General features: G+C 72.1%; 21 protein-coding genes. 16 read left to right on the top strand and 5 right to left on the bottom strand.

Features of this window, described 5'->3' with window-relative positions; translation table 11 throughout:
* Positions 1-41: 41 nt before the first annotated feature.
* The 3 genes from F6W97_RS20065 to F6W97_RS20075 are packed head-to-tail and all read left to right on the top strand — an operon-like array spanning position 42 to position 3900.
* Positions 42-1208 (top strand): alanine racemase, encoded by a 1167-nt coding sequence (locus tag F6W97_RS20065; protein WP_230686959.1) that lies wholly within the window; start codon positions 42-44, stop codon positions 1206-1208.
* Positions 1205-2515 carry a D-arabinono-1,4-lactone oxidase gene (locus F6W97_RS20070; protein WP_230686830.1) on the top strand — a complete coding sequence of 437 codons (1311 nt, stop codon included), beginning with the start codon at positions 1205-1207 and terminating at the stop codon, positions 2513-2515. The genes F6W97_RS20065 and F6W97_RS20070 overlap by 4 nt, the downstream gene beginning before the upstream one ends.
* On the top strand, positions 2515-3900 hold the full coding sequence (locus F6W97_RS20075) for a GH1 family beta-glucosidase (RefSeq protein WP_155372989.1): 1386 nt from the start codon (positions 2515-2517) through the stop codon (positions 3898-3900). The genes F6W97_RS20070 and F6W97_RS20075 overlap by 1 nt, the downstream gene beginning before the upstream one ends.
* Here F6W97_RS20075 and F6W97_RS20080 read toward each other — a convergent pair.
* From F6W97_RS20080 to F6W97_RS40185, 3 genes are read right to left on the bottom strand one after another with little or no spacing between them, the layout of a single operon-like run.
* Positions 3897-4295: a PLD nuclease N-terminal domain-containing protein gene (locus tag F6W97_RS20080; RefSeq protein ID WP_155371995.1), complete on the bottom strand. Its 399-nt coding sequence runs from the start codon at positions 4293-4295 to the stop codon at positions 3897-3899. The two genes, F6W97_RS20075 and F6W97_RS20080, sit on opposite strands and share 4 nt — an antisense overlap.
* A 17-nt stretch (positions 4296-4312) precedes the next feature.
* Positions 4313-4651: a DUF202 domain-containing protein gene (locus F6W97_RS20085; RefSeq protein WP_230686831.1), complete on the bottom strand. Its 339-nt coding sequence runs from the start codon at positions 4649-4651 to the stop codon at positions 4313-4315.
* Entirely contained in the window at positions 4648-5040 is a 393-nt protein-coding gene (locus F6W97_RS40185; protein WP_196279243.1) for a YidH family protein, read from the bottom strand. Before F6W97_RS40185 ends, F6W97_RS20085 begins: the two co-directional genes overlap by 4 nt.
* Before the next feature lie 18 nt (positions 5041-5058).
* Between F6W97_RS40185 and F6W97_RS20095 the strand changes: the two genes are divergently transcribed.
* Positions 5059-5865, top strand: coding sequence for a GNAT family N-acetyltransferase (locus tag F6W97_RS20095; protein WP_196279244.1), 807 nt, complete (start codon positions 5059-5061; stop codon positions 5863-5865).
* A gap of 128 nt (positions 5866-5993) precedes the next feature.
* Here F6W97_RS20095 and F6W97_RS20100 read toward each other — a convergent pair whose 3' ends face one another.
* Complete coding sequence (locus F6W97_RS20100; RefSeq protein WP_155371998.1) at positions 5994-6170, bottom strand: hypothetical protein; 177 nt, start codon at positions 6168-6170, stop codon at positions 5994-5996.
* A 249-nt stretch (positions 6171-6419) separates the two neighbouring features.
* Here F6W97_RS20100 and F6W97_RS20105 point away from each other — a divergent pair, with 249 nt between their 5' ends.
* The 5 genes from F6W97_RS20105 to F6W97_RS20125 all read left to right on the top strand — a co-directional run bounded on the left by F6W97_RS20105 (position 6420) and on the right by F6W97_RS20125 (position 11942).
* Positions 6420-7199 carry an electron transfer flavoprotein subunit beta/FixA family protein gene (locus tag F6W97_RS20105; RefSeq protein WP_155371999.1) on the top strand — a complete coding sequence of 260 codons (780 nt, stop codon included), beginning with the start codon at positions 6420-6422 and terminating at the stop codon, positions 7197-7199.
* Positions 7200-7211: 12 nt separating this feature from the next.
* Entirely contained in the window at positions 7212-8168 is a 957-nt protein-coding gene (locus F6W97_RS20110) for an electron transfer flavoprotein subunit alpha/FixB family protein (RefSeq protein WP_155372000.1), read from the top strand.
* Between the two features lie 103 nt (positions 8169-8271).
* Positions 8272-9435, top strand: a complete 1164-nt coding sequence (locus tag F6W97_RS20115) for a cysteine desulfurase family protein (RefSeq protein ID WP_155372001.1) — start codon at positions 8272-8274, stop codon at positions 9433-9435.
* A 214-nt stretch (positions 9436-9649) separates the two neighbouring features.
* Positions 9650-10729 carry a tRNA 2-thiouridine(34) synthase MnmA gene (gene mnmA / locus F6W97_RS20120; RefSeq protein WP_196279245.1) on the top strand — a complete coding sequence of 360 codons (1080 nt, stop codon included), beginning with the start codon at positions 9650-9652 and terminating at the stop codon, positions 10727-10729.
* A 199-nt stretch (positions 10730-10928) separates the two neighbouring features.
* A complete protein-coding gene (locus tag F6W97_RS20125; protein WP_407924601.1) occupies positions 10929-11942 on the top strand; it encodes a methionine synthase in 1014 nt (337 codons plus the stop codon).
* 145 nt (positions 11943-12087) lie between these two features.
* On the opposite strand, the gene F6W97_RS20130 is transcribed toward F6W97_RS20125, so the two are convergent.
* Positions 12088-12741 carry a winged helix-turn-helix transcriptional regulator gene (locus F6W97_RS20130; RefSeq protein ID WP_155372003.1) on the bottom strand — a complete coding sequence of 218 codons (654 nt, stop codon included), beginning with the start codon at positions 12739-12741 and terminating at the stop codon, positions 12088-12090.
* A 113-nt stretch (positions 12742-12854) separates the two neighbouring features.
* Here F6W97_RS20130 and F6W97_RS20135 point away from each other — a divergent pair, with 113 nt between their 5' ends.
* The 7 genes from F6W97_RS20135 to gatC all read left to right on the top strand — a co-directional run bounded on the left by F6W97_RS20135 (position 12855) and on the right by gatC (position 21770).
* Entirely contained in the window at positions 12855-13553 is a 699-nt protein-coding gene (locus F6W97_RS20135) for an SDR family oxidoreductase (RefSeq protein WP_155372004.1), read from the top strand.
* Between the two features lie 68 nt (positions 13554-13621).
* Positions 13622-14626, top strand: a complete 1005-nt coding sequence (locus F6W97_RS20140; RefSeq protein WP_155372005.1) for an ADP-ribosylglycohydrolase family protein — start codon at positions 13622-13624, stop codon at positions 14624-14626.
* A 68-nt stretch (positions 14627-14694) separates the two neighbouring features.
* A complete protein-coding gene (gene ligA, locus F6W97_RS20145) occupies positions 14695-16836 on the top strand; it encodes an NAD-dependent DNA ligase LigA (protein WP_155372006.1) in 2142 nt (713 codons plus the stop codon).
* A gap of 24 nt (positions 16837-16860) precedes the next feature.
* Positions 16861-17811, top strand: a complete 951-nt coding sequence (locus tag F6W97_RS20150; RefSeq protein WP_230686833.1) for a GNAT family N-acetyltransferase — start codon at positions 16861-16863, stop codon at positions 17809-17811.
* Positions 17811-18896 (top strand): hypothetical protein, encoded by a 1086-nt coding sequence (locus F6W97_RS20155; protein WP_155372007.1) that lies wholly within the window; start codon positions 17811-17813, stop codon positions 18894-18896. Before F6W97_RS20150 ends, F6W97_RS20155 begins: the two co-directional genes overlap by 1 nt.
* A 263-nt stretch (positions 18897-19159) precedes the next feature.
* Positions 19160-21133, top strand: a complete 1974-nt coding sequence (locus F6W97_RS20160; protein WP_230686834.1) for a putative bifunctional diguanylate cyclase/phosphodiesterase — start codon at positions 19160-19162, stop codon at positions 21131-21133.
* A 337-nt stretch (positions 21134-21470) separates the two neighbouring features.
* Positions 21471-21770, top strand: coding sequence for an Asp-tRNA(Asn)/Glu-tRNA(Gln) amidotransferase subunit GatC (gene gatC / locus F6W97_RS20165; RefSeq protein WP_155372009.1), 300 nt, complete (start codon positions 21471-21473; stop codon positions 21768-21770).
* Positions 21771-21773 lie beyond the last annotated feature (3 nt).

Raw genomic sequence — 21773 nt, forward strand, 5'->3', positions numbered from 1 at the left:
CGGCCCGGCCGTGGGAGGACGCCGACGCGTACTGGTCGGCGATGAACACGGCGACCGCGGCGCTGGATCCGGTGTTCGGCGCGGTGAACCTGGCCGCGCTGTCGTACAACGCGCACGACCTGGCCCGCCGCGCGAACGGCGTGCCGATCCGCATCGCCAGCAAGTCGGTGCGCTCCCGCGGCGTGCTCGACGCGGTGCTGGCGCTGCCCGGCTACCACGGCGTGCTGGCGTACACGCTGGCCGAGGCGCTGTGGCTGGCCGAGACGATCGACGACGTGGTCGTCGGTTACCCGAGCGCGGACCGGGCCGCGATCGCGCAGCTCGCGGCCTCGCCCGAGCTGGCCGGCCGGGTCACCATCATGATCGATTCGGTGGATCACCTGGACCTGGTGGACGCCGTCGTCGCGCCGAGCGCGCGGGCCGACATCCGGGTCGCCATCGAGCTGGACTCGTCGTTCAAGTCGCGGCTGCTCGGGCATATCGGGGTGTGGCGCTCGCCGGTGCACCGCGCCGAGCAGGCTCGCGCGCTGGCCGAGGCGGTCGTCGCCCGGCGCGGCTTCCGGCTGGTCGGCATGATGGGCTACGAAGCCCAGATCGCCGGGCTGGGCAACGCCCCGAAGGGCAGCCCGCTGCGCGGCGCGATGGTGCGCGCGTTGCAGCGCTCCTCGATGTCCGAGCTGCTGGAACGTCGTGCGGCAGCCGTCGCGGCCGTGAACGAGCTGGCCCCGCTGGAGTTCGTCAACGGCGGCGGCACCGGCAGCCTGGAGGTCACCGGCGCGGACCGCTCGGTGACCGAGGTCGCCGCCGGTTCGGGGCTGTTCGGCCCGCACCTGTTCGACAACTACGCCCACTTCACCCCGGCTCCCGCGGCCGCGTTCGCGCTGCCCGTGGTACGCCGGCCCGCCCCGGACCGGGTCACCCTGCTCGGCGGCGGCTGGATCGCGTCCGGCCCGCCCGCCATGGACCGGCTCCCGCAGATCGTGTGGCCCGCGGGGCTGAAGATGGTGCCCCGCGAGATGGCCGGCGAGGTGCAGACTCCGGTGGTGGGCCAGGCCGCGACCCGGCTGCGCCTCGGCGACCGCGTCTGGCTGCGGCACACCAAGGCGGGCGAGCTGTCCGAGCACGTCAACGAGCTTCACCTGATCGACGCAGACACGGTCGTGGGGACTCTGCCCACCTACCGTGGTGAAGGAAAGGCATTCCTGTGAGCAGCAGCACCGTGTGGCGGAACTGGAGCCGCATCGAGAGCGTCACCCCGGCGCGGGTGGCGTATCCGAGCAGCCCCGACGAGGTGGTGCAGGCGATCGCCGCCGCGCGTGCCGACGGGCTGCGGGTCAAGCCGATCGGCGCGGGCCACAGTTTCACCGGCATCGCCGTCGCCCCGGGCGTGCAGCTCGACCTGCGCAACCTGCAAGGCGTGCTGGCCGTCGACGAGCAGCGCCACCGGGTGAAGCTCGCCGCGGGCACCCACCTCTACCGGCTGCCCGAGCTGCTCCAGCCGTACGGCCTGGCGCTGCAGAACATGGGCGACATCGACGCGCAGACCATCGCGGGCGCGACCTCGACCGGCACGCACGGCACCGGGCACGCGTTCGGCGGGCTGGCCACGCAGATCGTCGCGCTGACCCTGGCCACCGCCGACGGCCGCGTCCTGGAGATCTCCGAGAACAGCAACCCGGAACTGCTCGACGCGGCCCGGCTCGGCCTGGGCGCGCTCGGGGTGCTGCTCGACATCACCGTGCAGTGCGTGCCCGCGTTCCAGCTCCAGGCGATCGAGAAGCCGGAGCCCCTGACCGAGGTGCTGGCCCGGTGGGAGCAGCGGGCGCTGGGGGCTGACCACTTCGAGTTCTACTGGTTCCCGCACACGCAGACCGCGCTGACCAAGACCAACACCCGGCTGCCGATGGACGCCCCGCGCAAGCCGCTCGGCGGCTTCCAGCGATGGATGGACGACGACTTCATGTCCAACACCGTCTTCAACTGGGTGTGCAACCTCGGCAAGGCCGCGCCTGCGCTGACCCCGCCGATCAACCGGCTGGCCCAGCGGCTCACCAACAACCGGGAGTTCACCGACGTGTCCACGTCGGTCTTCACCACCAAGCGCGAGGTGCGCTTCCGGGAGATGGAGTACGCCCTGCCGCGTGAGGAGGTGCCCGACGTGCTGCGCGCGCTGGACCGCCTGATCACGCAGAACAACTGGCGCATCTCGTTCCCGGTCGAGGTGCGGGTCGCCGCCCCGGACGACATCTGGCTGTCCACCGCGCACGGGCGCGAGACCGGATACGTGGCTGTCCACCGGTTCTTCAAGGAGGATCCGCACACCTACTTCCGCCTCGCCGAGCAGATCTTCCGCGCGCACGGCGGGCGGCCGCACTGGGGCAAGATGCACTACCAGGATGCTGGCACGCTCGCGCCGACGTACCCCCGGTTCGGCGACTTCCTCGCGGTGCGCGACAAGCTCGACCCCGAGCGCGTCTTCGCCAACGACTACCTGGACCGGGTGCTGGGCGCGTGATGGATCCGGCGATCCCCAGGGACTTCACGCTGGGCGTGGCCACGGCGGCGTACCAGATCGAGGGTGCTGTCACCGAGGGCGGGCGCGGGGTGTCGGTCTGGGACACCTTCTGCACCCAGCCCGGCCGGGTGCTCGACGGAGCCACCGGGTCGGTCGCCTGCGACCACTACCACCGCTACGAGCAGGACCTCGATCTGGTACGCGAACTCGGGGCCGACGCGTACCGCTTCTCCGTCGCGTGGCCGCGCATCCAGCCCGACGGCACCGGACCGGCCAACCCGGACGGTCTGGCGTTCTACGACCGGCTCGTCGACGCGATGCTGGCCCGGGGCATCGAGCCGGTGGCGACCCTGTTCCACTGGGACACCCCGCAGGCCCTGGAGGACGCGGGCGGCTGGCTGTCGCGCGACACCGCGGAGCGCTTCGGTGAGTACGCCGCCCTGATGGGCGCACGCCTCGGCGACCGGGTCGGCAAGTGGATCACGATCAACGAGCCGCACTCGGTGACCCTGGCCGGCTATGCCACCGGCGCGCACGCCCCGGGCCACGCGCTGCTGTTCGACGCGCTGCCCGCCGCACACCACCAGCTCCTGGGCCACGGCCTGGCCGTGCAGGCGCTGCGCGCCGCCGGGGTGGCCGGGCAGATCGGCATCACCAACGTGCACACGCCCGTGGTCGCCGCCTCGGAGCGCCCCGAAGACCAGCTCGCCGCCGCCCTCTACGACCTCATCGCCAACCGTGTCTTCGAGGACCCGGTGCTGCTCGGCCGGTATCCGCAGGCCCCGGAGCCGTTCACGGAGATGTTCGACGCGTTCGGCGCGGTGCCCGCGGAGGACCTGGCGGTTATCTCGTCACCGCTGGACTTCTACGGCGTCAACTACTACTACCCGAGCCGGGTCGGCATGGCGGACCCGGACGCGGCCACCGACCACACGCCCGAGGGCGACTTCGCCCGGGTCGGCGAGCTGCCGTTCGCCTTCGCGGAGATCGAGGGCCTGCCCCGGACCGGCTTCGGCTGGCCGGTCAGCCCGGCCGGGCTCGGCGACACCCTCGACGAACTGTCCGAACGCTACGGTGACCGTCTGCCGCCGGTGTACATCACCGAGGGCGGGGCCAGCTTCCCCGACGAGGTCGCCCCGGACGGCTCGGTGCCCGACCCGCAGCGCGTGGACTACCTGCGCGAGCATCTCGCGGTGGCGCTGCGCAAGCGGGCGGACGGGCTCGACCTGCGCGGCTACTTCGTGTGGAGCCTGCTCGACAACTTCGAGTGGGCGGCCGGCTACCGCCAGCGCTTCGGGCTGGTGCACGTGGACTACCCGACGCAGCGGCGTACGCCCAAGGAGTCCTTCCACTGGCTGGCGGGGCGGTTGCGCGACCGCGCCTAGTCGTCGGCCTTGTCCGGCTTGCGCAGTTCCTCTTCGCGGCGGCGCAGGTCCATCTCCCACTTGCTGAGCAGCTCGCGGTCGGCGGCCGCGGTCTCGCGCTGCTCCTTGGCGAGCCGGCGCAGGAAGTCCGGGTCGTCGTCCGGGGCCAGCTGGCGCGGGCGCTGGTGCTCCGGGAAGCCGCTGCCCTGCCGCCACACCTTCGGGTTCGGCGTCGTCTCGCGGCCGACCACGAACCAGGCGATGGCCCCGATCGGCGAGAACAGCAGGATGATGAGGACCCAGCCCCAGCGCGGCAGCGCGTTGAGGCGGTGCTCCTCCGCGGACAGGCAGCTGATCAGCGCGGCCACGGTCAGCACGAGCTCGGCGAGGAAGATGAACATCCAGAGGCGTCCCACGGCGTAGAGCGTAGACCTCACCAGAGGATGAGCAGTACCCCCAACAGACCCATCACGATGCTGGAGACGGTGACCGCCGCCATCGTCCGGGCTACCCCCGTCGGATGCTGCCGCGCCATGGCCCTGATCCGCCGCTGGGCGACCAGGAGCAACGCCAGCCAGCTCAGCAGCGTGAGCGCGAGAGCCAGCGCCCCGGCGTCGTCCAGGCCGCGGCTGAACGCCAGCCGGAACAGCAGCAGCGCGCACGCCGTGCCCGACAGCACGGTGCGCCGCCAGGCGAGCCGGGTGCGTTCCGGCTGCGCCCCGTGGTCGGGGGTGGTGTGCACGGCCGCGCGGTGGTCGGCGGGGCTGCTCACCGGCTCCGGTACCAGTCGATGAAGACCTCGGCCAGCAGGGCCAGCGTGCCCAGCGCGACGACGATCGCGAGCACCGCGGGGAAGTGCGACGGCGGCAGCGGGCGGCCGTTGCGCATCGCGATCTCGCAGCGGATCCAGTGGTCGACGGCGCGCAGCGCGCAGCCCACGCCGAGCAGGATCAGCGCCACTCCGAGGATCTTCGTCAGGTGCGGCACGGCCATCGGCGGCAGGAACTGGGCCACCACCAGCCCGCCGCCGATCATGGCCAGGCCGGTGCGGATCCACGCGAGGAAGGTGCGCTCGTTGGCCAGCGAGAAGCGGTAGTCGGGAGTCTGCCCTGTTTCGTGAACTTCGCGCGGATCAAACCAGTTGCGCACTCTAGCCAGCACCTTCCTAGTATCAAGGCGATGACTTCTGAACTTGATCCCAACGCCCTGCTGAGCGCGTACGACGAGCAACTGCGCACCGAGATCCCCGACCCCCTGCCCGCGGGCATGGTCGTCGAATGGGACGGCCCGGTGGTCCGGATGAGCGGCCTCGACCGCGGCGGATTCGTCACCTATCGCGACGTGTCCCACCTGAGCGGCCCCGACCTCGACGCGCTGATCGCCCGCCAGCGCGACTACTTCGCCGCTCGCGGCGAGGAGGTCGAGTGGAAGCTGCGCGGCCATGACCTGCCCGCCGACCTGCCGGACCGGCTGGTCGCGGCCGGGTTCGCGCCCAACGAGCTGGAGACGGTGATCATCGGCCTGGCCGAGCCGCTGGCCAAGGCCCCGGTGCTGCCGGACGGGGTGACGCTGCGCGAGGTGACCTCGCGAGACGACCTGGAGCGGATCGCGGCCATGGAGGAGGCGGTCTGGCAGGAGGACCGCAGCCACCTGGTGCACGGCCTGGCCAAGGAGCTGGACGCCGATCCGCAGGGGCTGACGATCGTGGTCGCCGAGGCGGGTGGCGAGGTGGTCTGCGCCGGGTGGATCCGGTACGAGAAGGGCACCGACTTCGCGGGGCTGTGGGGCGGGTCCACGCTGGAGCAGTGGCGGGGGCGGGGGATCTACAAGGCGATGGTGGCGCACCGGGCGATCCGTGCGGTGGCGCGCGGGTTCAGGTATTTGCAGGTGGACGCGTCGGCGGACAGTCGGCCGATTTTGGAGCGGCTCGGGATGGTCGCGGTGACGACGACTACTCCGTACATCTGGAAGCCGCCGGCTGCGTAACCCGCGCTCGGCGGCCGGGCGGCGCGGCCCGTTTTTAATAGACGTTGGCCTATCTGGATGAGTTCGATCGCCGAAAAGTCATCCAGATAGGCCAACGTCTATGGAAAAGCGAGTCCGAGCGGCGGTGGTCAGCTGCGGGTGAGGTTCCAGAGGTGGCGGATCGTGTCGCGGACGCAGTCGTCGCGTAGGCGGCCACAGGTGCACAGGTGTTCGTCGGGCTCGGCCTGCCGGTGGTGCTCCGCCTCGGGGCCCAAGCCTGGATCGGTCGTGGGGCGGCCCGGCAGGGGTGCGGTTTGCGTGGTCATGTCATGACACCTCCTGCTAGGCGTGACTTTACGGGATGGGTGTCGTCAATGGGTGACCTCTGTCACTATTGGCGGCCGTCCTGGCGGGTAGACGAGCAGGGGCAATAAATTACTCGTCAGTAACCTGCGGCGGGCTGGCAAAAGTGGCAACGTCCACAGCCGGTCGAGCTTGACCCGCGACGTGTCAGGCGACAGGCTCGCGGCGAGGGCATGAACGTCCGTTCAACTCAGGAGGGTCGTCAGAGCGCGATGAAGATCGTCGTACTTGTCAAGCAGGTGCCGGACTCCGGCGCCGAGCGCAATCTGCGCGCGGACGACAACACCGTCGACCGTGCCTCGGCCAACAACGTCATCAACGAGATGGACGAGTACGCCATCGAGGAGGCGCTGCGGCTGCAGGAGGCGCACGGCGGTGAGGTGACCGTGCTGACCATGGGGCCGGACCGGGCCACCGAGTCGATCCGCAAGGCGCTGTCCATGGGCCCCGACGCGGCCGTGCACGTCCTCGACGACGCCCTCGCCGGCACCGACGCGCTCGGCACCAGCCGGGTGCTCGCCGCCGCGATCAGCGCGCTCTCGCCCGACCTGGTCATCTCCGGTGCCGAGTCGACCGACGCGCGCGGCCAGGTCATGCCGCACATGCTGGCCGAGCGGCTCGGCTTCGCGGCGCTGACCGGCGCGCGCAAGCTCACCGTCGAGGGCTCGCAGCTGACCGTCGAGCGCCAGACCGAGGAGGGGTACGAGGTCGTCACGGCCGCCACCCCCGCGATCGTCAGCGTGTGGGACACCATCAACGAGCCGCGTTACCCGTCCTTCAAGGGCATCATGGCGGCCAAGAAGAAGCCGGTGGACACGAAGTCGCTGGCCGACCTCGGGGTCGCCGCCGACCAGGTGGGCTGGGCGGGCGCCGCCACCACCGTGCTGTCGCACAGCAAGCGCCCGCCGCGCAGCGCCGGCCAGAAGGTCGCCGACTCCGGTGAGGGCGGCGTCGCGCTGGTCGATTACCTGTCGTCCGAGAAGTTCGTCTGAGAGGCGCCGACAATGGCTGAGGTTCTGGTAGTCGTCGAGTCCTCCGGCGGCACGGTCAAGAAGGTCACGCTGGAGATGCTGACCCTGGCGCGCTCGCTCGGCGAGCCTGCCGCGGTGGTGCTGGGCGCTCCCGGCACGGCCGCCCCGCTCGTCGACAAGCTCGGCGAGTACGGCGCGACGAAGGTCTACGCGGCCGAGAGCGCCGAGATCGACGAGCACCTGGTCGCCCCCAAGGCCACCGCGCTCGCGCAGCTGGTCAAGACGGCCTCCCCGGCGGCCGTGCTGATCGGCTCCACCCAGGAGGGCAAGGAGATCGCGGGCCGGCTCGCGGTCAAGCTGGACAACGGCGTGCTGCACGACGTGGTCGAGCTGGCCGCCGACGGCACCGCCACCCAGGTCGTCTTCGCGGGCTCGACCATCGTGAAGTCCAAGGTCACCAAGGGCCTGCCGCTGGTCACCGTACGGCCGAACTCGCTCACGCCCAGCCCCGCCGCGGCCTCGCCGTCGGTGGAGCAGGTCGAGGTGACGCTCGCCGACACCGACAAGCTGGCCGTGGTCACCAAGCGCGTCGCCGAGGCCAAGGGCGCCCGCCCGGAGCTGACCGAGGCGTCGATCGTCGTCTCCGGCGGCCGCGGTGTCGCGTCGGCGGAGAACTTCAAGATCATCGAGGAGCTGGCCGACCTGCTCGGCGGGGCCGTCGGCGCGTCGCGCGCCGCGACCGACTCCGGCTTCTACCCGCACGCGTTCCAGGTCGGGCAGACCGGCAAGACGGTGTCGCCGCAGCTCTACATCGCGGTGGGCATCTCCGGCGCGATCCAGCACCGGGCCGGCATGCAGACCTCGAAGACCATCGTCGCGGTGAACAAGGACACCGAGGCGCCGATCTTCGAGCTGGCCGACTTCGGTGTGGTGGGAGACCTGAACCAGGTCGTGCCGCAGGCGTCCGAGGAGATTCGCAAGCGTCGCTAGGGCGTACGCCCTGGACAGGGCCCGGCGGGAACCCCCGCCGGGCCCTCGTGCGTGTACTCCTGGAGTACGGGTAAGCACCCTTACGGCTAGGCTTGGCGGCGAGATGGCCTACCTTGATCATGCGGCGACCACGCCGATGCTGCCCGAGGCGCTCGACGCCTATGTCGCGACCGCGCGTGAGGTCGGCAACGCCTCGTCGTTGCACGGCCCGGGCCGTGCTGCCCGCCGCCGGGTGGAGGAGTCGCGCGAGCGCATCGCGGCGGTACTGGGCGCACGGCCATCCGAAGTGATCTTCACCGGTGGCGGCACCGAGAGCGACAACCTCGCGATCAAGGGCATCTACTGGGCTCGCCGCCCCGATGGCCGGACCAAGGTGCTGACCGGCGCCGTCGAGCACCATGCGGTGCTGGATGCGGTGCACTGGCTGGGCCAGCACGAGGGCGCCGAGGTGGTCTCGCTGCCGGTCGACCACGAGGGCCGGGTGCGGCCCGACGTGCTGGCCGAGGCGCTGGACGACACGGTCGCGCTGGTCACCGTCATGTGGGCCAACAACGAGGTCGGGACCGTCCAGCCGATCGCCGAACTGGCCGCGCTGGCCGCCGCGCGCGGGGTGCCGCTGCACACCGACGCCGTCCAGGCCGTCGGCCAGGTGCCGGTCGACTACGCCGCGAGCGGTGTCGCCGCGCTCACCCTCACCGGGCACAAGCTGGGCGGGCCGCTCGGCGTCGGCGCACTGGTACTGGGCCGCGACGTGGCCTGCACCCCGCTGCTGCACGGCGGCGGCCAGGAACGCGACGTGCGCTCCGGGACCCTCGACGTGCCCGGCATCGTCTCCTTCGCGTTCGCCGTCGAGCACGCCGTCAAGCACCAGGAGCAGCACTCGCAGCGGCTCGCCGCGCTGCGCGACGAGCTGGTGGAGCGGGTACGCGCGGTGGTCCCCGACGCGGTCCTCAACGGCGCGCCCACCGGGCAGCCCGGCTCCCGCCTGCCCGGCAACGCGCACTTCAGCTTCCCCGGCTGCGAGGGCGACGCCCTGCTGTTGCTGCTCGACGCCCAGGACATCGCCGTCTCCACCGGCTCGGCCTGCTCCGCCGGCGTCGCCCAGCCCTCCCACGTGCTCCTGGAGATGGGCGCCGACCCCCTCTCCGCCCGCTCCTCCCTGCGCTTCACCCTCGGCCACACCAGCACCCGCGCCGACCTCGACGCCCTCATCACGGCCCTGCCCCCCGCCGTGGACCGCGCCCGCCGCGCCGGCATGTCCCGCTGACCCACCCCTCCCGCGCCTCACCGCGTTGATCATGAACTTATGGCAAGGCTCAGCGGTGTGTCGTGTCCACAACCTCATGATCACCCGGGTGGTACGGGCGCGCCGGCTCGCGATACCCAGAAGTGATCATGAACTTGTGGCGATGACACGCCGTCGACCCGTGCCATAAGTTCATGATCAACGGGGGAAAGTGGTGGGCGGGTAGGCTGTCGGGGTGCGGGTGCTGGCGGCTATGTCTGGTGGAGTGGACTCGGCGGTGGCGGCTGCCCGGGCCGTGGCGGCCGGGCACGACGTCACCGGGGTGCATCTGGCGCTGTCCAAGAATGCGGCGACGCATCGGACCGGGGCGCGGGGGTGCTGCACCAAGGAGGACGCGCACGACGCGCGGCGGGCGGCGGACGTGCTCGCGATCCCCTTCTACGTGTGGGACATGGCCGAGCGCTTCCACGAGGACGTGGTCGAGGACTTCGTCGCGGAGTACGCGGCGGGCCGGACCCCGAACCCGTGCCTGCGCTGCAACGAGAAGATCAAGTTCGCGGCGGTGCTGGACCGGGCGCTGGCCCTGGGCTTCGACGCGGTGGTCACCGGCCACCACGCGCGGCTGGGCGCCGACGGGCTGCTGCGCCGCAGCGTCGACCTCGCCAAGGACCAGTCGTACGTGCTGGCCGTGCTCAACTCCGAGCAGCTGGGTCACTCGATGTTCCCGCTGGGCGACTCGACCAAGGAGCAGGTGCGCGCCGAGGCGCACGCCCGCGGCCTGGGCGTCGCCGACAAGCCCGACTCGCACGACATCTGCTTCATCGCCGACGGCGACACCCAGGGCTTCCTGCGCAAGCACCTGGGCAGCGAGCCGGGCGACATCGTCGACGGCAGCACCGGCGAGGTGCTGGGCAGGCACGACGGGGCGTTCGCGTACACCGTGGGGCAGCGCAAGGGGCTGGCGCTGGGCCGGCCCGCGCCGGACGGCCGACCGCGCTACGTGCTGTCGATCACGCCGGTCACCAACACCGTCACCGTCGGCCCCGCCGAGGCGCTGGAGGTCACGCAGGTCGACGGCGCGCGTACGGTCTGGATCGCGGGCGAGCCGCCGACCGGGCCGATCGAGTGCGAGGTGCAGCTGCGGGCGCACGGCCGCCCCGCGCCGGCGGTCGTCGAGCTGGACGGCTCCGCGATGAGCGCACGGCTGCGCCGCCCCGAGCGCGGCATCGCCGCCGGCCAGGCCGTGGTCGCGTACCGGCCGGACCCGGCCGGTGACATCGTGCTCGGCAGCGCCACCATCACCACCGCGTCATGACCGCGCGCGGTCCCCGCCGCGTTCCCTCGACCCACCGGCACGGTGTCCGTCGAGCTCTTTCCACAGGTGCGGATCAGCACATCCGGGCGGCGTTCGCGCTGCCCACCCCGCCGTCTCCGCGCCGCGGAGCGGCCGTACCGGGTCGTCCCCGCCAGTAGAACGAGGCCTCACCATGAGCATGCCTGACGAGACCACGATCATTCCCGCGCAGCCGCTGTGGCCCGCCGGATCGGCGACGGGCATCGGCTCGCTGCCGGGCACCGACATCGCCGAGGCGGTCAAGTTCACCCTCGGCGAGCTGCCGGACCTGCCGTACCTGCCGGAACTGCCCGGCCGCGGGCCCGGCGCGGACATGATCGGCCGCAGCGCCGGGTTCCTGGTCGAGCTGCCGGTGGAGATCTACGCGGGCCGGTGGCGGGTCGCCGCCAGTGCGGGCCGGGAGCTTCGCCGGGCGTACGACCTGCGCGAGCGCGACCTGGACCAGCTCACCGAGCAGGCCGAGGGCTTCACCGGGACGCTGAAGGTGCAGTCGGCCGGGCCGTGGACGCTGGCCGCCAACATCGAGCTGGCCCTGGGCGAGGCGCTGGTATCCGACCACGGCGCGACCCGGGACCTGGCCGCGTCGCTCGCCGAAGGGCTCAAGACGCACGTGGCCGACGTGCGCCGCCGGGTGCCGGGTGCGCAGGTGCTGCTCCAGCTCGACGAGCCGTCGCTGCCCGCGGTGCTGGCCGGGCGGGTGCGCACCGCCAGCACCCTGCACACGTACCGCTCGGTGGCGCCGGCGACCGTTCGGGACACGCTCACCTCGGTGATCGAGGCGGCGGGGGTGCCGGTGATCGTGCACTGCTGCGCGCCCGAAGCCCCGCTGGCACTGCTGCGGGAGGCCGGGGCGTCCGGGCTCGCGCTGGACCTGGACCTGGTCGGCACCGGCGCGGAGAAGATCGACGCGATCGGTGAGCTGATCGACGCCGGGCTGGGCCTGTTCGCGGGCGTGGCACGCACGACGCCCGCGGCGAATGGGCGGCAGCCCGACGCCGCCGCGCTGGCCGAGCGGATCAAGCGGCTGTGGCGGGACCTCGGGTTCGCCGAGGACCTGCTGGCGCAGCGGGTGGTGGTCACGCCGTCGTGCGGCCTGGCGGGCGCGTCGCCCGCGTACGCCAAGGCGGTCCTGGAGGCGTGCCGCGAAGCCGGCCGCCGCCTCATCGAACAGTGACCTTACCGGCGTTCGGCCACTGCTGTCATAGACGTTGGCCTATCCGGATGAGTTCGATCTTCGAATAATCATCCAGATAGGCCAACCTCTATTCGAGGCGGCGGCCGGGGCTGGGAGCCGTCCGCCTGGCGCGTTGGTGATGGCGTCAGGGCGCGGGCGGGCCGGGGTGGCGCAGGACCTGGAAGGCGTGGGTCAGCAGGGCGGGGTCGCCGGTGGTGGTGAGGGTGTCGGCGGCGGGTGGGCAACCGCGGGTCAGGCCGTCGAAGGTGGCCAGGTCGCAGGTCACGGTGAGGTCGGCGGGGGTGGGCGCGGGGCCTGAGCGGGCGTACGCCGTGCCGTCGTCGGCGACGACGTGGAAGACCTCGTCGCCGACCTGGAACTGGTAGGTCTCGTGCAGGCCGCGGGAGTCCTCCGGCGCGCTGTGTTCGGTCAGGTAGAGCGCGATGAGCTCGGCGCGCAGCGTGGCGGGGTCGACGTCGTCGTCCATCGGCAGCCGGGATCCCCAGGCCGCCAGCTCGGCCAGCAGCGGCCGCAGCCGCTCGCCGTAGGCGGTCAGCTCGTAGGCGCGCACGTCCGCGGCGGCGGGCAGCGCGCGGCGCGCCACGACCCCGCTGTGCTCCAGCAGTTGCAGCCGCTCGGCGAGGCGGTTGGTGCCCATCGCGGGTAGCCGGGCCAGGAGTTCCTTGAACCGCTTCGGGCCGAGCAGCAGCTCGCGCACGATGAGAAGGGTCCACCGCTCACCGAGCACGTCGAGTGAGCGGGCGATCGGGCACACCTGGCCGTACATCCGCTTGGGCATCCCGCCAGCATACCTTTCGGGTAGTGGCCGCTATATGATTCATATCGCAGGACGATGGCTATACGTTTCGTATAGCTTGGCTGGTGAAGGCAGTACCCACCAGGAGGCGAAGTATGAAGATCAACGGTTCTACGGCACTCGTGACCGGCGCCAACCGCGGCCTCGGCAAGGCGTTCACCGAGGCGCTGCTGGCTCGTGGCGCGACGAAGGTGTACGCCGCCGCACGTGACGCCGCGTCGATCACCGACCCGCGGGTGGTGCCGCTCCAGCTCGACATCACCGACCCCGACTCGGTGGCCGCGGCCGTGAAGCAGGCGGGCGACGTGCAGTTGCTGATCAACAACGCGGGCATCGCGACCGGGGCGGGCGTCCTCGACGGCGACGAGGCGCTGCGCCGCGAGATGGAGACCAACTACTTCGGCACGGTACGGGTGGCCCGCGAGTTCGCGCCGGTCCTGGGCGCCAACGGCGGCGGCGCGATCGTCAACGTGCTGTCCGCGCTGTCCTGGTTCGCGATGCCCACCACCGCGGGCTACTCGGCCTCGAAGTCCGCCGCGTGGGCGGCGACCAACGCGCTGCGGCTGGCGCTGCACGAGCAGGGCACGCTGGTGACCGGGGTGCACATCGGCTACATCGACACCGACATGGCCGCACACGTCGAGGGCCCGAAGGTCGCCCCCGCGGACGTGGTGGCGCAGGTCCTGGACGGCGTGGAGGAGGGCCTGCCCGAGGTGCTCGCCGACGACGTCAGCCGCCAGGTCAAGTCCGGCCTGTCCGGCGACCTGCGCAAGCTGTACCCGGCCGTCGCCTGATCGCCGACGTCCGGGCGGCCGTCACGGCAGCCGCCCGGACACGGCGCGGGTGGCGTCGGGGTGGCAGGATGCCGCGGGTGATGGTGATGGACGCGGCCAGCGGGTCGCTCTTCGGGTTGGCGTACGGCGACGCGCTGGGCAAGCCGACCGAGTTCCGCAGGTATGCCGAGATCACGGCGGATTACGGGCCGGGCGGGCCCCGGGAGCTGCCCGAGCCGGCGCTCGTCACCGACGACACGCAGATGGCGCTCGCGGTGGCCTGGGCGCTGCGCGACGCCCCCGAGCCGTCGGCCGCGGTGCTCGAACCGCTGCTGCGCGAGCGCTTCCTGGCCTGGGCGCAGAGTCCGGACAACAACCGCGCACCCGGCATGACCTGCCTGAACGCCTGCGCCAACCTGTCGCAGGGACTGCGCTGGCAGGAGGCGACGGTCGCCGGTTCGAAGGGCTGCGGGGCGAACATGCGGGTCACCCCGGTCGGGCTGATCGCCGGTTACGACCTGGACACGCTGGCCGGGGTGGCGCAGTTGCAGGCCGGGCTGACCCACGGGCACCCGACCGGGCTGGCGGCGGCCGAGCTGACCGCGCTGGCGGTACGCCTGCCGCGCGACGGCCTCGACCTGGCCGACGTGCCCGGCGCGCTGCGGGACCGCTGTGCCGACCAGCGCACCGTCTACCGCGAGGACTGGCTCGGCGACCTGTGGCAGCGGCCGGGCGTGGTGACGCCGGAGGAGTTCATCGCGCGGGGCTGGGACGAGTGCGCGGACGCGCTGGACCTGCTGCTCGCGGCGCTGGCCAGGCCGGACTCGGGCGGTGACGTGTGCCGGGAGACCGGCGAGGGCTGGATCGCGGAGGAGGCGCTGGCCACGGCGCTGCTCGCGGCGCTGCGCCACGCCGACGACCCGCTGGCCGCGCTCGGCCGGGCCGCGGCGACCAGCGGCGACTCCGACTCGATCGCCTGCCTGGCGGGCGCGTTCCACGGGGCCGCCACGGGCATGTCGAGCTGGCCGGCCGACTGGGCCGGGCGCATCGAGTACGCGGATCAGCTGGCGATGCTCGGCGCCGCCTGGGACTGACGTCATGATCTGTTTTAGTGGACGCCCGGCGCTGCTGGGACGACGTCCGGCGTCCACGAAAACAGATCATGGGTGGTCCGCAGGGCGGGGTCCGCGGTGTCGGTGGTTGCGGTTACCGTGCACGGGTGACCAGTGAGGTAACCGACAAGGTCCGGACGCGGTACGCCGAGCTCGTGGCCAAGATCAATGACGCGCAGCACCGGTACTACGTCGACGACGCGCCGACGCTGTCCGACGCGGCCTACGACGAGCTGATGCACGAGCTCGAGGCGCTGGAGCTGGCGCAGCCCGAGCTGGTCTCGCAGGACTCGCCGACGCAGCGGGTCGGGGCCGGCGACTGGCTCGGCTTCGCCAGCGTCGACCACGCCGAGCGCATGCTCAGCCTCGACAACGCGTTCAACGACGACCAGCTCGCCGCCTGGGCCGCCCGGGTCGAGAAGGACGCGGGCGCGCCGGTGCGCTACCTCTGCGAGCTGAAGATCGACGGCCTCGCGGTCAACCTCACCTACGAGAAGGGCCGGCTGACCAGGGGCGCGACCCGCGGCGACGGGCGCACCGGCGAGGACGTCACCGCCAACGTGCGCCGCATCGCGGGCATCCCGCACAAGCTGGCCGGGGACAACCCGCCGGACCTGGTCGAGGTCCGCGGCGAGATCTACTTCCCGGCGCAGGCCTTCGCCGACCTGAACGCGGCCCAGCTCGCGGCGGGCGAGCGGACGTATGTCAACCCGCGCAACGCCGCTTCCGGCTCGCTGCGGCAGAAGGACCCCGCGATCACCGCCAGGCGCGCCCTGCACCTGATCGTGCACGGCATCGGCGCCCGCGCGGGCTTCGAGCCGGTCAGCCAGTCCGACGCGTACGCGCAGCTCAAGGCGTGGGGACTGCCCACCAGCGAGCGGTGGCAGGTGGTCGGCTCGCTGGACGAGGTGAAGGCCTACATCGCGAACTACGCCGCGCACCGGCACGACCTCGAACACGACATCGACGGCGTCGTGGTCAAGGTCGACGACGTCGCCGAGCAGACCAAGCTCGGCGCGACCAGCCGCGCGCCGCGGTGGGCGATCGCGTTCAAGTACCCGCCCGAGGAGGTCAACACCAAGCTGCTCGGCATCGAGGTGAACGTCGGCCGCACCGGCCGGGTGACGCCGTACGCGGTGCTGGAGCCGGTGTTCGTCGGTGGCGTGACCGTCGCCAGCGCGACCCTGCACAACCAGCAGGAGGTGGCGCGCAAGGGCGTGCTGATCGGCGACACCGTGGTGATCCGGCGCGCGGGCGACGTGATCCCGGAGGTGCTCGGCCCGGTCGAGGGGCTGCGCGACGGCAGCGAGCACGCCTGGACCATGCCGCCGACCTGCCCGTCCTGTGGCACCAAGCTCGCCCCGGCCAAGGAGGCCGACGTCGACCTGCGCTGCCCGAACACCCGCTACTGCAAGGCCCAGGTCGCCCAGCGGATCATCTACATCGGCGGCCGGGACGGCTTCGACATCGAGGGCATGGGCGAGAAGGCCGCCTGGGCGATGGTCACCGACGGCGTGCTGGCCGACGAGGGCGACCTGTTCAGCCTCGACGAGACGCAGCTGGCGAAGTCGCCGTTCTTCCTGAAGAAGGACGGCACGCTGTCCACGAACGCGGGCAAGCTGCTGGCCAACCTGGAACTGGCCAAGAGCAAGGAACTGTTCCGGGTGCTGACCTCGCTGTCGATCCGGCACACCGGCCCGACCGCGGCCCGCGCGCTGGCCAACCACTTCAACGCGCTCGACGCGATCGCGTCGGCCTCGCTGGAGCAGATGTCGGTGGTCGAGGACGTCGGCGGGACCATCGCCGAGGCGGTCCGCGAGTGGTTCGCCGAGGACTGGCACCGCGAGCTGGTCGACAAATGGCGTGCCGCAGGCGTGCGCATGGAGCAGGAGCCGGTCGCCGACACCGGGCCCAAGCCGCTGGACGGCCTGACCGTGGTGGTCACCGGCACGCTGGAGAACCACACCCGGGATGGGGCCGCCGACGCGCTGACCGCGCTCGGCGCGAAGGTGGCGGGCTCGGTCTCGAAGAAGACCAACTTCGTCGTGGTCGGCGAGAACGCCGGGTCCAAGCTGGACAAGGCCCGCTCGCTGGGCGTGCCGACCCTCGACGAGCCGGGCTTCGCCGTGCTGCTGGAGCAGGGCCCGGAGGCCGCGAAGGCTTACGCGGACGCGCACCGCGAAAACGGGTAGACAAGTGATCTAGCGTCGGCATCGATGACGACGAAGGTGAACGATCTGGAAATCCGCTCGCTGCGCGTCGGCGAGCAGGACCTGTTCCTGGCGTACCCGCATGAGCCGGTGCCCGGCGTGGGCGTGGAGTCCCGCCGAGCCTGGCCGGAGTTTCTCGCGAACGGCCAGTACCGTCCCGGGTGGAGCTGGGTGGCGTTGCGCGCCGGGCGGACCGTGGCGCGCTGCGCCTTCTGGGGCTTCCCCGAGTCGGCGAACCCGTACTGCCTCGACTGGCTGGAGCCGGGAGCCGAGCCCGACCGCCGGGAGATCGGCTCGGCGCTGCTCGCGGCGGCGCTGCGTGAGATGCGCACCGCCGACGGTGAGCGGCCCGAGTACCACCTGTTCCTTCCTCCTGGCTGGCGGGACACCGGCGGCGTGCGGGAGGCCGCCGAGGACCGGCTGGCCGCCGCGGCCGGCGCCGGGTACGAGCCGTTCGTCGAGCGGTTCAACTACACCTGGACCCCCGCGGACGACGTGCCGGCGCGCCCGACCGGGCTGTTCTTCCGCGAGGTCGGCGACGAGCAGGCGCTGGCGATCTGCCGGACCTCGATCGAGGGCACGCTCGACGGCTACAGCGCCCGCGACGCCGCCCGGCACGGCCTGGACGAGGCCGCCCGCATCATGCTGGCCGGGCTGGCCGAACTGCCGTCGCCGCGCGAGTGGTGGCGGGCCGCGTACACGCCGGAGGGCGACCTGGTCGGGCTGGTCGTGCCGTCCCGCAACCACACCCGCGCGGTGATCGGCTATCTCGCCGTCGTGCCCGCGCAGCGCGGACGCGGCTACGTCGACGACCTGCTGGCCGAGGCCACAGCGCTGCTGGCGGAGCAGGGAGCCGAGGAGATCGGGGCCGACACGGACCTGGGTAACCGGCCGATGGCCGCAGCCTTCGCCCGCGCCGGCTACCGCAACACCGCGATCCGGGTGGTGCTGCGGTAATGCGTCCGCCGCCGGCCGACTGGTACGTCGACGTCCTCGGCACCGGCTGTATCGCGGGCGTGCACCCCGACGACGATCCGGACGAGGTGACCGCCCGGCTGGTCGAGCACCTCGGCGAGTACGCCGAGAACCGCAACGGCGACAGCCTGTGGTACGACTTCGGCCTCGTCGAAGCGCACTGGCAGCGGTCGAGCCGGTTCGCGCCCTGGCAGGGCCTGTTCTTCATGGTGCAGACGCACCGGCTGGACCTGCCACCGCACAGCACGCCCCCGTCCTTCGCGGAGATCGAGCGGCGGGCCGGCGTGCTTGGCATCGAGTTCGTCGACGTGCCGAGGTCCTACGACGACGGCTACCGGGACGTGTCCGCCGTGGGCACCGGCGTCAGCCTGCTGGTGATGCGCGAACCGCAGGAGTACACGCTGAGCGTCCCGATCGGCGCCATCGCGAAGATCAGCGTGCCCGAGCAGACGTCGTACCGCGATCCGCTGGGCGCGATGCCGTCGGGCCGGTGGGATTCGCTGCGCCAGTCGATGAAGGCCCTGCTGGCGATGGACGAAAGTCAGCGTCGGCGGTGGCTGGAGAGTCACGCCGACGGCGATGCGGCCCGGTCGCCCGACGGGAAGGCGGGCGGCGATGTGGTCTGGTGGCGGGAACGGCTGCGCGTGGCCGGCTCCCTCGTCACCATCCGGCCCGGTCCGGGACCGGCGTCGCCGGAAACGCTCGCGCTGGTGTTGTGGCTGTTCGACCGCGCCGCCGAACGGGTCGTGTTCGCGCCGGCCGTGGCGGCGCACATGCGTGCGTCCCTGCTGGTGGAGCTGGCGGATCGGGATCCGACGGTCGGCGCGGGCTCGGCGGCCGCCACGGACGCGGCGCGGCGCTGCCTGTCCGCGCTGCCGCTGACCGCGGCGGAGGCGAGGGCGCTGCCACCGAGCTGGCGGGACCGTACGCCAGCCGAGCGGGACGCGGCCCGGCTGACCCGCGCGCTGACCCGGCTGGCCTGGCGGCTGTCCCCGACGGACGGTGATCTCGCGGCGGAGGCGGCGTCCTGGGACGGGCTGCGCCGGGTGCTGTCGGGCGCGCCGTAGCGGCGGATGGAGATATACGCAAGGTTGCATGAGTCTTACGTGGAGTGACGGAGGAAAGGGTCAAACAATCACATCTTCGTCACACGCGAACGCGCAGAGTGGTCTGGGGCGTTTTCGGGCTTAGAGTGAAGTGACCAGCCGCGATCGGCGGGCGGCGCGGTCGCGCGTCAATCGGCCTCGGGAAGGTGTCCATGGCGGCCACACCCCAAGCACTGCAGGCACATCGCAATCGCGTGCCCGCGGAGCGGCGGCGGAATTTCGGTGTGTACGTCATCGCGATCACCGTGGCGGCGGCAGCCATCACGCTGCGTGACCTCGCCGGGCTGCCGGAGGTGCTGGCGCATGTCACCGTCGGCTTCTGGCTGCTGGCCGGGCTCGCCGTCGCGGGCGACGCGCTGCCCGTGACGCTGCCCGGCCGGTGGAACACCTCGGCGATCTACCCGTCCATCTGTTTCACGTTCGCCATAATGATCGACTCCGGCCTCGCGGCCGCGGTGGTGGTGCAGGGCCTGGCGGTGGCGGTGGCCTCGCTGCGGCTGCGGCACGCGCTGTGGCGGGCCGTGTTCAACCTCGGCCAGTACACGCTGGCCTTCGGGTTCGCGTACGCGGTGCTGCACCTGTTCAGCGGCGACAACCCGCCCGGACTGCTCGCGCTGGCCGCCGCGGCGGCGACCTGGTTCGCGGTGAAGTACCTGACCACGGCGACCGCGATCTGGCTGCGCGACGGCGGCTCGCTGCTGCCGATCATCATGGGCCCGCTGGCCAACGAGGCGCTCAGCACCGGCGCGCTGCTGATGCTGGGCCCGGTCATCGCCGCGCAGACCGAGGTCGCCCCGGAACTGGTGCTGGCCCTGATCCTGCCGCTGCTGGCAGTGCGCCGGCTGTCCATCATCACCGCCGAGCAGAACCACCTGGCCAACATCGACACCCTCACCGGCCTGGCCAACCGCAAGGCGCTGATCGGCGAGGTGTCCGCCGCGGTCGCCGGCCACGCCCAGCGCGCCGTGCAGGGCGATCCGCGCAGCCGCTTCGGCCTGCTGCTGCTCGACCTGGACCGGTTCAAGCACGTCAACGACTCGCTCGGGCACGAAGTGGGGGACCGGCTGCTGATCGCGGTCGGCGACCGGCTCGACCGGCTGGTGCGCCCCGGCGACCTGGTCGCGCGGCTGGGCGGCGACGAGTTCGCCGTCGTGGCGAAGCGCCTCGACAGCCCTGAGCAGGCACGGGAGCTGGCCGAGCAGATCGAGCAGGCGCTGACCGCCCCGGTCGTGCTGGACGGCCTGCCGCTCGACGTCGGCGGCTCCATCGGCATCGCCCTCTACCCCGACCACGGCACCAACTTCGCCACCCTGCTGCGCCACGCCGACGTCGCCATGTACACGGCCAAGCACGACGGCGACGGCGTCGCCGTCTACAGCCCCGAAGCCGACCAGAACTCCCCGCAGCGGCTCAGCCTGCTCGCCGACCTGCGCACCATGCTCAGCCAGCCGGACCGGGGCGGGCTGCGGCTGTTCTACCAGCCCCAGGTGGAGATCGCGACCGGCGAGGTCGTCGGCGTGGAGGCGCTGCTGCGCTGGCAGCACCCGACCCGCGGCCCGGTCAGCCCCGACGAGCTGATCCGGGTGGCCGAGCCCAGCTCCGTGATGCGCCTGCTGACGCGGTGGGTGGTCGAGGAAGCGGTGATCCAGCTCGCCAAGTGGTCCGCGTCGGGCCTGCAGGTGCGTATGGCGGTCAACGTCAGCGTGCGCGACCTGCACACCGGCGCGATCGTCGAGCAGATCGAGGAGCTGCTGGCGCGGTACGACGTGGAGCCGTACCGGCTGCAGCTGGAGATCACCGAGAGCGCGCTGATGGCCGACCCGCACCGGGTGCTGGCCACGCTGACCCGGCTGCAACTGCTCGGCGTCGGCATCGCGCTGGACGACTTCGGCACCGGCTACTCGTCCCTGCAGCACCTGCGCCGGCTCCCGCTGTCCGAGGTGAAGATCGACCGGTCGTTCGTGATGGCCATGGCCGACGACCCGGACGACCTGGTGATCGTACGGTCGATCATCGAGCTGGCCGGGGCGCTCGGCCTGCGCGTGGTCGCCGAGGGCGTCGAGGATGAGCGCGCCTGGCGCCTGCTCCAGTCCGCCGGCTGCGAGGTCGCCCAGGGCTGGTTCTACGCCCGGCCGCTGCCCCCCGACGAGCTCGCCGACTGGCTCGCCCGCACCACCCTGCCGGCCCGCAGCGCCTGAGAGCCGCGGGCCCGGCGGCCAACCGCTGCCGCTTGGGCCGACCGCTTGCGGCTCCGGCCACCCGCTCTCGGCTCCGGCCACCCGCTTGTGGCTCCCGCCACCCGCGCTCGGGTCCGGCCGCGGCATTCGCGCACGGGTCCACAACTTCTGGGTTGTGCCCACAACCCAGAAGTTGTGGAGCCGCCGCGAGCATCCCTGTCCGGACCGAGGGCCGTTCCCGGCGGGACGCAGGGGCGCTGCGAAAGACGCCACGGGTGACAAATAGACTCGCTACGGGCGCGGAGCGTGTGCCACCCTTCGCGCTGTCCGAGTTCGCCGCTACGTCTAGGGGGCAGTCATGGCCGCCATCTCCCGCGAAGAGGTCGCGCATCTCGCGCGCCTGTCGCGGCTCGCCGTCACCGAACAGGAGCTGGACCGGTTCGCGGGCCAGCTGGATGTGATCCTGCAGTCGGTGGCGCGGGTCGGTGAGGTCGCCGCGGACGACATCCCGCCGACGTCGCACTCGGTGCCGCTGGTCAACGTGCTGCGCGAGGACGTCATCGTGCCCGGCCTGACCCGGGACGAGGCGCTGTCGGGCGCCCCGGACAGCGCTGAGGACCGGTTCCGCGTACCCCAGATCCTTGCGGATGAGGAGTGACCC

It is taken from the genome of Catellatospora vulcania, assembly GCF_009720385.1.
Taxonomy (GTDB): Bacteria; Actinomycetota; Actinomycetes; order Mycobacteriales; family Micromonosporaceae; genus Catellatospora; species Catellatospora vulcania.